Genomic DNA, 12,200 nt, shown 5'->3' with positions numbered 1-12,200 from the left:
ACCGGCACCACCTCCACCGGCAGCATCACCGGCAACAGGTCCACGATCAACCCGACACCCGGTTACCGAGGCAACCTACTTGGACGAGGCACTAGTTCGCGACGTACACCGCACGAAACGGTGCCAGCCGCGTCGAACGCGGCGCATTCGTTGCTGCAAGCAAGCGGTGGATCGCCAGGAGTTCCGAAGCAGGATCTCGTGCCGCAGGCGTTCGAAACGGCTCTGGGCCCGCCGCTCCCGGATACGTGCCGGGCGGAATGTAGGTAATCCCGATCCTGTTGGCGCAAAGCGTTGCAGCGCTGTGGATATCATTTCTGGGTCGTTGTCGCACCGCAGCACCTTCGGGACACCCCGGGTGACGAACACCCGGGCGAGTTCGGCGACGAGTTTCTCGCCGGTGATGGAATGTTCCACCAGATGCAGCAGCGGCTCGCGGGTGGGTTCATCGACCATCGACGCGATCTTCACCGGATTCCCTAACCCTGTGATACGTGGGTTTTTCCGATCCCGACCGGCCCATAAAGGATCGCCGACTCCCCCGGGCGCCAGCCACCGCAACGCGGCCAGGTCTCGGATCTGGGCCGCAGGCAGCTTCGGGCTGGCCGCGTAGTCGAATTCTTCAAGGCTGTGTTGCTGTTCGAATTGGGCGCGACGGATCCGCCGAGCGATCGACTGGGAATCATGGCGGGCGATCTCGTCGTGACACAGCACCTGCAGGAACTCGATATGACCGAGACCCCCGGCGCGAGCCTGAGCCAGCCTCGATTCGAGAGTTTGCAGCATCCCGGACAGCTTCAGCTGCCGCAATGCTTGTTCGAGCGCGACATCGACGATCATGCCGACACCCCCTCGCCCTGTTCTACGTCACCATGGCCGTCCTGATCGGGAGGCGATGCGGCGGTGTCCGTCTCGGCGTTCATCGTCGCCCGGACGGCCGCGATGCTGTTCAGGTTGGCAGGGCCCACGTTGCCGGATGGCCGCGAAGGACCGTGCAGGAACGCCGAAGCCCTGCGTCGCCGTTCGACGGCCGCAGCGGGTCGGCTTCCAGGATGCCCTTGCTCGTCCGATACGACGGATTGCCGACGGCGATTGCTTTAGCGTACGCCTTGTCAAGATCGGTGTAGCTGACATCGCCGCTGGTTGAGGATGATGTTTTCCTCGTCGATCAGAACCCGCGGTGCTGCTGGGCTATCTTCTTCGCCTCGGCTCGTTCGCATCCGAACCCCTGGTGCTCGTGTTCCGCGAGCTTTTCGGGTTCGAGGATCTCGAAGTAGCCGCGATCGGAGTAGATATGCCTTGGCATGTCCGGACCGGTCGCGGCGAGCGCCTGCATCGTATCGAGGAACTCGCGATGCCAGTTCTTCCCAGCGCTCACGGCCATGTCGCCGTCGTGGAGCCACTTCGGCACCGCAGCGAATCGTTTCACGGTCCTGCTCTCCAGGAACCAGGTCAGGGTCACCACAGTGCCGGTTTCTTCGTACCAACCTAGGAACTCTACTCCGGGTGCCAATTGTCGGAAAGTGGGGTATTGGATAGCGTGGCGCCCTGCATGTGGGCCTGCGATTAGTTGGTATTCGATGAAATCTGGTCCGGTGAACCACGGTTCGAATACCCATCCGTTGGAGAGGAAGAGACGAAGGTGGTTTCCTACGATGGAGTTCAACATGGGGCGGTGGGGTGCGGTCGCCCTGACGGTGGCCGTTCCCCTGCCTCCTTTCGAGCTGGCACTGCGAACAATGATCGCGATTATCATGGCACTCTTATCGACGGTTGGCACATGCTGGGCAACCGCCGTAGGGATTGTGTGTGGGGGGCCGAAAATCCTGCGGAGTCGTCATTCGTTGAGGCTTCCCGGTGACCGGCATCCACAACCGGCAAACGGGTCGCACGCTGCGATGGGAGCCCATCGATCACAGGCGATACATCGGGCGAACGGTGCCGAACTGGACAAGAGCATGTCCGGAGATCGCGCGAAGCCGGATACACCGGACCGGACGCTCGCGCATGGTGAAACACTATTGCGCGTGAGGGATTGCGACGACATTTTTAAATCTGGGCGATACACATCGGTTAATTTCATCAGATCGGTTGCCTTACGTACGGTGAGGCTTGCGCCGCTCCGCGGGCAGCTAATTTACGCCACCCGCAGCCCGCCCGCCGTCACGAACGGTATTCCATGTAGCACAGTGAAGTGCTTGCGTTTAATGTTCGGGGCGGTCTCGCGGTAGCGTTGGGCTCAGGCCTTCGAAGTTTTACGTCTCGTGTTCTGATCACGGCAGGGTTGAACACTTCATGCACCAGTACAGTTGAATGGTTTGAAAACTCTATTTCATATATTCGCGCTGGGGCGGCGGCGGGAAAATAGCCGAAAGGCTTACACGTCACGCCGATAAGCAGGATTCGCCTTCGTTCGAAGATGCCCAGCTGGCGGGTATGGATGCCGAATGGCATCCCTGGTGGTGGAATCAGCAGAGATTCATCCCTTTCTCGGTAGGTGATGAAGTTTTCGCTGACAATTTCGCCTGCCGCGGCTCGTAATCTTGTGTGCCGCACCTTGAGCGCCGACTCTTCCGAACCCTGGAGAACTCCGCGAAATATCTTTGCTTCCCGAGCATCGACGATACGCGATGGCAGCACATCTGCGAAGATCTTCGATCCGGTGATCTGCCGCAGAAGAAGGGTGGTGGAACCGTCGCCATGCAGCAACATCCGTGCAACCATGGGCAGGTTGCTTCGCGTCCTGATCTCAGGATAGATGGAAGATCCCGCAAGCAATCCTGTAGACGTACAATATCTACCCTTTGATTCGGCAATTCGAACATTAAAAATATCGGCTACCAGTGAGAGGATGTATTTAAGTTGTAGTGCGAGCCTGCTGCTGAAGGCCATGGGTGGATCTACCTCGACCGCGTTATGGATTTACCCAACTATGTGACTAGATTTGATTCGGCGTGCCGATATTCTTCGTATCGCGCTCTTCACGCCTCGAAAACGAACTCGAAGCTGCAATTTATAGAATAGGTTTCTTTTTTTTGCATCTACCGTGGATCTTGTTGAGTCGATGAATTGTTGCGATCAGCGCGTGGGTCGAAGTTGCCTGCTTTTAGTTGTGTGGGTAGCGTGAACTGAATGCTTTCGGTGGTTGTGACATGTTCGCGGATCTGGGTTGGGCCGCGGGAGATCAACGCCTCGATGACGCGTTGTACCTGCTCGGGTGGGGCTGACGCGCCGGCGGTGACGCCGATGGTGGTGGCTGTGTGCAGCCAGGTGGGATCGATGTCTTCAGGGCCGTCGATCAGGTAACCGGGCGTGTTGTTGCGGTGAGCCACCTCGACCAGGCGCCGAGAGTTGGAGGAGTTGTGTGAGCCGACGACCAGCAGCACATCACAGTCGTCGATGATTGCGCGTACTGCGTTCTGTCGGTTGGTAGCGGCGTAGCAGATATCGTCTGATCCAGGTCCGTTCAGCGTCGGAAAGCGAGCGTGCAGAGCGGTGATTATTTCGGCCGTCTCATCGGTGGCCAGCGTCGTCTGTGTAACGTATGACACCGCAGCGTCAGCGGGCAGGTCCAGGGTGGCGACTTCCTCTACTGATTGGATCAGGGTGGTCGCGGATGGCGCAACACCGAGTGTGCCTTCGGTTTCCTCGTGCCCGGCATGCCCGATCAGTATGACGGTTTCGCCGCGAGCGGCGAAACGAGCTGTTTCGGCGTGAACTTTCGCCACGAGTGGGCAGGTGGCATCGACGACCGATAGACCACGTCCCGCGGCTTCGGCTCGCACTGCGGGTGATACGCCGTGTGCGGAGAATACGAGTACGGCACCTTCGGGAGGTGGATTCGGGATCTGGTCGATCTCCTCGACGAACACCGCACCACGAGCTTGCAGATCGGCCACCACATGGACATTGTGTACGATTTGTTTGCGTACGAAAACCGGACCGTCTTGATGGTCCAGGAGGCGTTCGACGGTTTCGATGGCTCGTTGCACGCCCGCACAGAACGACCGTGGTGATGCCAGCAGTATCGTCGTAGGCTTCCTGAGATCCGTGTCCGTCAGGACCTTCGCGTGTGGTTTGGCGGTCATGACGGCTTGCTCGCTCGATGATTTCGGATGGCGCGACCCTGCGGACTGTTCAGGTCACCTATCCAATGGTGATGCGTCAGGGTCGTTGCCGAATGCTGGTACTTTCTATGCATATTCATGGGGATACCTCCGCGTCCGTCCGGATATCGTTGGAGCTGTTGCCAGAAGGTTGGGCGTTTGCGGAGCGGGCGGCGGCACGCATGGTCAGCTTGTGTGGTCGCAGCGTGGTGGCGACAGCGGCGCGCGGTTGGCGTCCAGGAAGATGAGTCAGTCGCCAGCGCGAGACGATTGTAGCGAGGATGAGTGTTGTTTCGGCGATGCCGTAATCGTCGCCGATGCATTTGCGGGCGCCGCTGCCGAAGGGGATCAGGGCACCGGGCGCCGGTGGAGCGTCACGTTGCCATCGGTCGGGGTCGAAGATCTCGGGGTCCGAGTAGAGGTCGGGGCGGTGGTGCATCATGTACGGGCTGACCGCGATGTTGGATCCGGCGGGCACAAGGTGGGGGCCGAGGCGGGTGTCGGCGGTCGCCACACGGGTGAGGAGCCAAACCGGTGGCCGAATGCGTAGTGTTTCGGTGATGATCGCACCTGCGAGCTCCAGTTGTGGAAGGTCGGCGTAGGCGGGGGTTCTACCCTGAAGCACTGTGTCTACTTCGGTGTGCAGGCGGCGCTCGATGTCGGGATGTTGACCGAGCAGGCTCAAAGCCCAGGCGATCGTGGCGGCAGGTGACTCGGTTCCGGCGCCGAAGAAATTGATTACCTCGTGGGTGATTTCGTCTTCACCGAGCGCGTCGCTAGTTCCCGTGTCGTAAGCTTCCATTATTCGGGATAACAGATCGGTGTGGGCGGAGGCGCTGGCCCGGCGGTCAGCGACGATGCTGGCCATGGCGGAAAGCAGACGGGCGTGAGCTCGGCGGTAACGACGAGCCTCCATCGTGGGCAGCCGACCGAGCAGCTGCGGCATGACCATTCGGCGGTAGGTGCCGCGTAGGAAGGTTTCCAGATCTTCGAGTAACCGCTCGGTTGTCGAGCCAGAAAGATAGGTGTCGGAGAACATGGTCGCCAGCAGCGTTCTCGACGTGATGGTTTGCATCTGCCGCAGGACGTCGATGAGTTGACCCGTGCGCCATGCATCCGTGACCTCTGTGATTTGTGCCGTCATGACAGGTGCGTAAGACGGAAGCCGCGCGGAGTGGAACGCCGGTTGCAGCAGACGCCGCCTGGGCCGGTGGCCATCATGGGACACGATGCCAAGGCCCTCGCCGAACAGCACACGAAGCCGATCGACAAGGGGGCCGCCCTTGTCGAAGATTCGGTCGTTACGCAAAACCTGATGGCTCATCATCGGGTCGCAGACGACCAGCACCTCGCTAAGGCCGAGCCTGATCCGCACAAGATCGCCACTTTCCGGCAACGCTTGCAAAAATGCGAGAGGGTCACGCAGTAGAGGAACAAGATGTCCGAGGAACGGCAAAGCACCGGGTGCGGCGGGAATGGAATTAGATACGCTCATGGTTTGTTCCTGTCAGCAGCAGTCGCCGCAATTGCGGGTGTCCATACGACGGTGATGGGATGAAGGACAGTCTCATGCCTACTCATCGGTCTCTGCACACTGCGCTTCGCGCAAGCGTCAGCAAGTCGCTGGTTGCCCACCGATCGGGCAGCGCCCGGATCGCCGCGCGGGCGCGCTGACTGGCACATTGCTCGGTCCAAGACCTAGTATCGGTCAAGTCGAGCAATCCGCGAGCTTGATCCACCTCGGCAGGGGTCAGGACAACTTTGGATTCGTAGAGGGCCCGGAGTTTGTTCGCGGCATCGGTTCCCGATGTGAGCACCTTGATGACAGGCAAGGTCTGCTTGCGGCGCGCCAGATCGCTGCCGACCGGCTTGCCGGTCACCTGCGGATCACCCCAAATGCCGATGACGTCATCGGTGAATTGAAATGCCAGTCCCAGGTCACGACCGAAGGAGTCCATCACTGACACCATGTGTGCATCGGCGCCGGCGCATAGTGCTCCGACAGCACAGGCGCACCCGATCAGCGCACCGGTCTTGCCTCTCGCCATTTGTATGTAGTCGTCAATGTGGATCCCCGGATGAGTCTCGAACGCGCAGTCCTGATGCTGACCAGCGCACATCTGCAGGACCGCAGTCTCCAGCCGCTCGGTCGCGGCGGCTGCCGCCGATATGGGCAGTGCTGCTGCAAGCTCGCGAATTGCCAGGGCATGCAGAGCATTACCCAACAGAACCGCTTCGTTGACACCCCACACTGCCCACGCACTGGGCCGCCCCCGCCGAGTGGAATCCCCGTCGATGATGTCATCGTGGACTAAACTGAAGTTGTGGACCAGTTCGATGGCAACTGCGGCACGTAATGCGCTGACCCCCGCACCACCGAAAGCATTTGCTGCCGCTATCAGCAGAGCTGCTCGTAAAGACTTCCCAGACGCTCCTGCCACGGGACCACCTGTAGCATCCCACCATCCGAAATGATAGCCCGCCATGAGACATAGCGGCTCGGGAAGAGATGCAACCGCCTCTCGCAATAAAGGTTCAATCTGAGCGCGCGTCCGCTCCAACATTTGGACGCCGTCTGCACATACTTCCGATGCAAAGGTGTTCAATATATCCGACCGCATGTCTCGCACATTTCACCAGTCTTACGAATCCACCGCTGCGATCATTTTCTCGACTGCCCGCCGAGCGGTTGCCAGAGGCGTGATACAGAATTCTCGAGCTGGCCCATCCCGTAACGCTGAGACATATTGGTCGGCGCCTGTCAGTGCCGGGTCGAGATAAGTGAGCATCTGGTCGAGATCCCATCCGTCTGGCCAGAATACGACCTCGCGCTGCCGGTCCGTATCTTTATCACAAATTATGTTCACGATTTGAAGAGCTCTGCCGTAGGCAACGGCGTGCGTCCGGTTTGTCGACGTGCCGTCGTACCACGCCCACAGGTCGCTCAGAAGCAAGGTGAGCGTGCTGCCGACGGCGTAGGTGTAGCGGCTCAAATCCGTCGCTGTAGCTATGCGGAAACCACCTTCGGCCCAGTCGGCCATGCGGGCGGCCATTACCGAGAACGTATCGATGATTCTAGGTGCGATGCTGGAAGGGGCAAGCGTGCTCCACTCCGACAGCCTTAAACTGACTTCCGGTAGTATCGAGGAATATTCTCGGAATGCATCATCGAAACTCAACCGGCTCGGTGTTTCCTCCCATCGGGAGGCTATAGCACGCAGCATCCGCGCTTTGGCAATACTATCCAGGTCCGGGTGGTCTTCGATCTCATCGACACCCCGCATGCACAGATACGCGCACGCGGTCGCTTCGGCGAGTTCACCGGGCATCGACATAATGGGCTGATACCACGTCACACTGTACTGACGAATGATAGCGTACGCCTCGGGTGCGATCACCATATTACGTGTCCGATCCATTCTCGACGGTAGCCGGGTTGTCATCACCGAACTCTTCGGTGCCACAGTATCTTCGGCTGTATTCATAATATTTCTGATCACCGGCCACGAAGTAGTCGAGATCATTGAGATATGACCGCAATGGCTCATCGGCGTTCTGGCGTAGAGAAGCGCTCAGCTCCTGATAATGACGGGTTTGATCGCGGTGAAGTTCGGCGGCGGCGTCAAGAGCTTGCTGTGCGGACAATCGGTTGTGGTGCGCCAGAATTGCGACCAAATTCATCGGTATCGAGCGGATCGACAGCTCACGCTCGAACGCCATCACATCGTTCGTGTAGCCAAAGATGTCATCCACCAGGGCGTTCAAGCGCTGAACCTCGGGCTGCGACCATCGCGACTCGGTCAAATCATAGCCACCGCACATCTCCAACAGCACTGCCAAAAATGTGCCAGCACCCGAATTGTAGCGACGAATTGTACAGTAGTCGGCGAGTGACGGCACCACGTTAGCGCGTACATAGATTGATTCCCAGGCGTTCGCCAACACCTGCAGTGAGATGCCATGACGAAATCGGGTCATCTGCGATGAACTCAATACCTGGCGCAATCGGACCATCACGTCCTGCCAAGCGAGCTGATACGCATCCGCGCCATCCAGCTCTTGCCCGGGGTCATCTGCGACGCGCTGGACTACGGCCATATTGTGGGCAGCAGTGGCAGGATCGCCCAGCTCGGTGGGCCGCTCGAATCCGGCCTCATCGTACTGGCAATACCACCACACAATATCCGAAGCAATCTGAACTCTGTCCACATCGCCGCGCCGATACATCAATCCCACAAGCATATCCCACCTTGCTTGCTCGGATCGCCGGACTTCCCTGTCGCTGGCTAGAATTCCGAATTCGGCCAGCCATGCTCGTGTCCGCGAAGCCAGCACCTCCCGGTGCGGGTGGACATCGGAGGGGAAAGGGCAGAATAGATCGGGAATCACGATGGATTCGCGCGGACGAACAGAATCCCGTAGGGCATCGAAGTGCATGAGCGTTACCAAGTATCCATATCTCGGTAGAAAGTATGCGAATATCGTTAGGACATATACGGGCCAATGGTTGGTCGCCAGTAGGAGCCCAACATCCAATGGCGGGGTCAATGGAGATTTACCATAGGGATCTTGGTTACCGCTACTGGAAGCCTTGACGTAGCTCGTGCGAATAACTACGCGTGGCCGATCAGTGATAGTTGCACCCCTCAGCAGACCAGAACATCGGCGGCTTCGGGGTTACGCCACGGGCGCGGTAGACCCTGTCGAATGACTCCGGGTACGGATACCGACAATTTCGGAACGGGCTGTGTTTATTTATTCATACCCGGTCGCGACCTGTGGGAAAATTTGGATCGCTGCTCGAAGAGGCAGAACTCGGCGCGCGCGAATCAACACGTCTGCGCCCGCTTTCCGGCCAAAGCGGACTTAGTCATTCGAACCCTCACAATCTTGACTAGCCGAAAGGTAGCGGGAACCATAGACCGATATATAGAACAATATTAACCAGCCTAGGGGTGGCCACTTGTGCGCAAACTCATATCGACAGGCATCGCGGCGCTGGGGTCCGCCTTCGAAGCTGGTTGGGATGCCGCGCTTGGTGCGGAGACGGCCGCGGTGGGCATCGGGCGGCACGGGCTGCGTTACCCCGCGATCGGCCACTATCCACGACGGCAGGAATCACTGTCACGATTTCCAGGCGCAGTCACCAGAAAGTCCACCGCCCAGGCGCTGGCCGGTATCCGGATGCCACGTCCGGCTCGGGGGTCGGCCATGGACGCGGCCGCGGCGGGTGTTGGCCGACAAGGGCTATTCGACTCGCGTGATCCGCGAGCACCTTCGGGGGCGTGGTCTCACTGCCACGATTCCCGAACGCAGCGATCAGCAGGCCGACCATCGCCGACGGGGCAGTGCTGCAGGTCGCCCACCGACCTTCGATCCGACCGCGTATCGGCGCCGCAACGTGGTCGAACGCTGCTTCAACCGCCTCGAGCAGTACCGGGCCATCGCGACCCGATACGACACAAGACCGCGATCTCCTACCGAGGCATGCTCGACCTGGCCACCCTGCTCATATGGCTTTGAGGACGGACCCTAGGAGAAGGTTTGGCGCGGGGCGTCGAGCATCCCCGGCTGTGGGCGCATGCGCCGTGGGCTACCGCGCGCAATCGCGCGTCCGTTGCTACACTCTTCTCCGGCTCTAGCGCCATCTAGGCCATTCAGTTCTGAACCGTCAGCAGCGTCGCAACTTTGGCCCTTCGGGCCAGGCGATCAGTCCACCGACGACGAACCTTCAGAATTCTCACATCTATCCCAGGAGTTGCTATGGTGCACGACCCTCATGTTGTGGTTATAGGCGGAGGACCGGCAGGGTCGACCACCGCGGCTCTTCTCGCGGGAGCTGGGATCCGTGTCACCCTGCTGGAGAAAGAAGTGTTTCCGCGTTATCATATCGGCGAATCTCTCCTGGCATCGGTGTTGTCGACATTGCGTTTGTCCGGGGCCTACGACAAAGTCGCTGCGCACGGTTTCCAGGTGAAACGGGGTGCCCACTTCCTGTGGAAAACGGACGCCTGGCTGCTGAACTGGTCTGAACTAGTCGATGCCGAAGCATGGTCTTGGCAGGTCGATCGTGCCGAATTCGACAAGATTCTGCTGGACAACGCTGCGGAGCAGGGGGCGCGGGTCATCGAGCAGGCCACCGTCAAGCAAGTCATTTTCAACGACCAGGGTCGCCCGACCGGGGTGGAGTGGCTGCGGGCCGGTGACGACACCGTCCATACCACCGAGTGCGACTTCCTGGTCGACGCATCGGGACGCGCCGGGATCCTTGCCAAACACTTCAACATGCGTCGAATGCACGAGGGCTTCCGCAACCTCGGCATCTGGTCGTACTGGAGAGGTGCTCATCTTCATCCCGATAGTCCTGAGGGTGCCATCAACGTCGTGTCCACTCCGGAGGGCGGCTGGTTCTGGCACATCCCCTTGGCCGGCGGCAAGTTCAGCGTCGGCTATGTGGTCTCCACGAAAGTCGCCGCCGAGCGGGTTCGTAGACACAAGTCTCCGGAAGCCTTTTATCACGCCATTATCGGTGAGAGTCCGGAGATGCAACAGTTACTCGCCGGGGCAGAACAAATCTCTGGTGTACGCACAGAGCAGGACTACTCATATGTTTCCGACCGCCTCTGCGGCCCAGGTTACGCTCTGGTCGGTGACTCCGCTTTGTTCCTCGATCCGCTACTGTCCACCGGTGTGCACCTGGCCACCTTCGGAGGCCTCACCGCTGCCGCGTCCATCGCGAGCTACCTACGCGATGAGATGGACGAAGCCCAAGCGCTGGCGTTCCACGAATACGTATATCGGCGAGCCTATGAACGGTTCCTGAGCCTGGTCTCACGCATGTACAAAGACTACATCGGCTCCGAGGAATATTTCGAGCACGCCGCGACCCTCACCGAAGAGCGCGAGACAGACAGCCACGCACAATCCTTCACGATGATCATGGCCGGAATCACCGATGTCCACGAATCGCACGGCACCCAAGCCCGCACCGCCACCGCGACCATCCTCGATGAGGCCGTCGGCTACCACGCGGACAACGACGAGCGAGCCAACACAGAGTACATGGGCGCCATCGATATGGCGCCGGTCTGGAATCTCTGGCGCGACCCACTGGGCGCAGACACAACAATGGGTGATCTACGCATCACCACCGCACCACTCGGGCTGACCGCCGCACCCCGCACAGAAGACGAAAAGACCGCAGTAGTGCGCCCTGTACGACCTCCGATCACCGCAAAAGCCGCCGCCGCCGACTGAGCAGTCCGCGTCGGTCGGACCCACGACCGACGCCGGGAGTGTGTGATCTGCGGCTCGGCTCACTTCCAGTGGTGGCCCGTGCCAGCAGGATCCGGTGTTGCAGTAGCTCGAAGCTGGCCCGGCCATACATTTGTCGCTGATCAGTTTCGTCTTCGTGTTCAGGCCCCTCTATCGGGCCGTTGCTGTATTCCGTGGTCAGGCCGGCGACCGCCGCGTCGTGATCGGGGTCGTGGCCGCGCAGGAGCGGGTCGAGTTCGGTCAGCCCGGCCTCGCGGACCTGTGTCATCCAGCCGTCCAGATCGCCGCCGCGGCGTCGGGCCAGGATCGAGACGTCACCGACGACGAGCCGACCAGGTCCGTCATCTCAGGGCAGGCGCAGACAAGTTCGTCCAGGTGAGCCCGGCGCCCGGCGGATAGAGGTGAAGTCACTGACCTGGGAGCGGGGAAAGGAGACGTCAGCACACAACACGCGCCCGAGAATGACGCTCGGATGGCGCACCCCGGCCGAAGCGATGGAACATCACCTACGATCGCTCCAACAGCGAAGCGTTGCGTCGACCAATTGAATCCGCCGGTCGAGCCACGGTCGGAATGATGGACCAGCTGCCCGTCACGGACATCGCGGGTCCACACCGCGTATTCGAGAGCACCGAGTACCAGTTCGGTGTCGCACCGGTCCAGACACTTCCAGCCGGCCGACATATCGCGTCGAAGACCCCAAGTCAGTCAGTCGATGGGTCTTCCCCCCCCCCGGCGCGGGGCGCGGGGCGCCGGGGCGGGGGGGGGGGGGCGAACCTGGCCCCGCACATCGGTCTGCGGACCAGACGGGCGGCTGCGTGC

11 protein-coding genes and 1 pseudogene are annotated in these 12,200 nt (G+C 60.2%); 3 read left to right on the top strand and 9 right to left on the bottom strand.

What is annotated here, in order from left to right:
- Positions 1 to 75 precede the first annotated feature (75 nt).
- From ACWEH3_RS34665 to ACWEH3_RS34625, 9 genes and pseudogenes are all read right to left on the bottom strand, one after another.
- Positions 76 to 468, bottom strand: coding sequence for a hypothetical protein (locus tag ACWEH3_RS34665; protein ID WP_450026002.1), 393 nt, complete (start codon positions 466 to 468; stop codon positions 76 to 78).
- 14 nt (positions 469 to 482) lie between these two features.
- Positions 483 to 837: pseudogene (locus ACWEH3_RS34660) on the bottom strand (ATP-binding protein); the annotation flags it as partial.
- A gap of 328 nt (positions 838 to 1,165) precedes the next feature.
- On the bottom strand, positions 1,166 to 1,666 hold the full coding sequence (locus ACWEH3_RS34655) for a phenolic acid decarboxylase (protein WP_450026000.1): 501 nt from the start codon (positions 1,664 to 1,666) through the stop codon (positions 1,166 to 1,168).
- Positions 1,667 to 2,160: 494 nt separating this feature from the next.
- Positions 2,161 to 2,889, bottom strand: a complete 729-nt coding sequence (locus ACWEH3_RS34650; protein WP_450025998.1) for a hypothetical protein — start codon at positions 2,887 to 2,889, stop codon at positions 2,161 to 2,163.
- A 149-nt stretch (positions 2,890 to 3,038) separates the two neighbouring features.
- Positions 3,039 to 4,085 carry a 4-hydroxy-3-methylbut-2-enyl diphosphate reductase gene (gene ispH, locus ACWEH3_RS34645; RefSeq protein ID WP_450025996.1) on the bottom strand — a complete coding sequence of 349 codons (1,047 nt, stop codon included), beginning with the start codon at positions 4,083 to 4,085 and terminating at the stop codon, positions 3,039 to 3,041.
- Positions 4,086 to 4,200: 115 nt separating this feature from the next.
- Complete coding sequence (locus ACWEH3_RS34640; RefSeq protein ID WP_450025994.1) at positions 4,201 to 5,598, bottom strand: cytochrome P450; 1,398 nt, start codon at positions 5,596 to 5,598, stop codon at positions 4,201 to 4,203.
- Positions 5,599 to 5,680: 82 nt separating this feature from the next.
- Positions 5,681 to 6,724: a polyprenyl synthetase family protein gene (locus ACWEH3_RS34635; RefSeq protein WP_450025992.1), complete on the bottom strand. Its 1,044-nt coding sequence runs from the start codon at positions 6,722 to 6,724 to the stop codon at positions 5,681 to 5,683.
- Between the two features lie 21 nt (positions 6,725 to 6,745).
- Entirely contained in the window at positions 6,746 to 7,504 is a 759-nt protein-coding gene (locus tag ACWEH3_RS34630; protein WP_450025990.1) for a squalene/phytoene synthase family protein, read from the bottom strand.
- A gap of 1 nt (position 7,505) precedes the next feature.
- Complete coding sequence (locus ACWEH3_RS34625; RefSeq protein ID WP_450025988.1) at positions 7,506 to 8,540, bottom strand: terpene synthase family protein; 1,035 nt, start codon at positions 8,538 to 8,540, stop codon at positions 7,506 to 7,508.
- Positions 8,541 to 9,129: 589 nt separating this feature from the next.
- Between ACWEH3_RS34625 and ACWEH3_RS34620 the strand changes: the two genes are divergently transcribed.
- From ACWEH3_RS34620 to ACWEH3_RS34610, 3 genes are all read left to right on the top strand, one after another.
- Entirely contained in the window at positions 9,130 to 9,639 is a 510-nt protein-coding gene (locus tag ACWEH3_RS34620; protein ID WP_450025986.1) for a transposase, read from the top strand.
- Between the two features lie 227 nt (positions 9,640 to 9,866).
- Positions 9,867 to 11,360 (top strand): NAD(P)/FAD-dependent oxidoreductase, encoded by a 1,494-nt coding sequence (locus tag ACWEH3_RS34615; protein WP_450025984.1) that lies wholly within the window; start codon positions 9,867 to 9,869, stop codon positions 11,358 to 11,360.
- 154 nt (positions 11,361 to 11,514) lie between these two features.
- Complete coding sequence (locus ACWEH3_RS34610; RefSeq protein ID WP_450025982.1) at positions 11,515 to 11,757, top strand: hypothetical protein; 243 nt, start codon at positions 11,515 to 11,517, stop codon at positions 11,755 to 11,757.
- The last annotated feature ends 443 nt before the right edge of the window (positions 11,758 to 12,200 follow it).

Source organism: Nocardia sp. NPDC004718, assembly GCF_053601535.1.
Note: the sequence above shows the minus strand (reverse complement) of the source record. Positions and strands in the feature narration are given on the sequence as shown.

What these genes read in the sequence shown, in the direction of transcription:
- ACWEH3_RS34630 (WP_450025990.1), bottom strand. Translation starts at nt 7,504, where the DNA reads ATGGTGATCGCACCCGAGGCGTACGCTATCATTCGTCAGTACAGTGTG.
- ACWEH3_RS34640 (WP_450025994.1), bottom strand. Translation starts at nt 5,598, where the DNA reads ATGAGCGTATCTAATTCCATTCCCGCCGCACCCGGTGCTTTGCCGTTC.
- ACWEH3_RS34635 (WP_450025992.1), bottom strand. Translation starts at nt 6,724, where the DNA reads ATGCGGTCGGATATATTGAACACCTTTGCATCGGAAGTATGTGCAGAC.
- ACWEH3_RS34625 (WP_450025988.1), bottom strand. Translation starts at nt 8,540, where the DNA reads ATGCACTTCGATGCCCTACGGGATTCTGTTCGTCCGCGCGAATCCATC.
- ACWEH3_RS34650 (WP_450025998.1), bottom strand. Translation starts at nt 2,889, where the DNA reads ATGGCCTTCAGCAGCAGGCTCGCACTACAACTTAAATACATCCTCTCA.
- ACWEH3_RS34620 (WP_450025986.1), top strand. Translation starts at nt 9,130, where the DNA reads ATGCCGCGCTTGGTGCGGAGACGGCCGCGGTGGGCATCGGGCGGCACG.
- ACWEH3_RS34655 (WP_450026000.1), bottom strand. Translation starts at nt 1,666, where the DNA reads ATGTTGAACTCCATCGTAGGAAACCACCTTCGTCTCTTCCTCTCCAAC.
- ispH (WP_450025996.1), bottom strand. Translation starts at nt 4,085, where the DNA reads ATGACCGCCAAACCACACGCGAAGGTCCTGACGGACACGGATCTCAGG.
- ACWEH3_RS34615 (WP_450025984.1), top strand. Translation starts at nt 9,867, where the DNA reads ATGGTGCACGACCCTCATGTTGTGGTTATAGGCGGAGGACCGGCAGGG.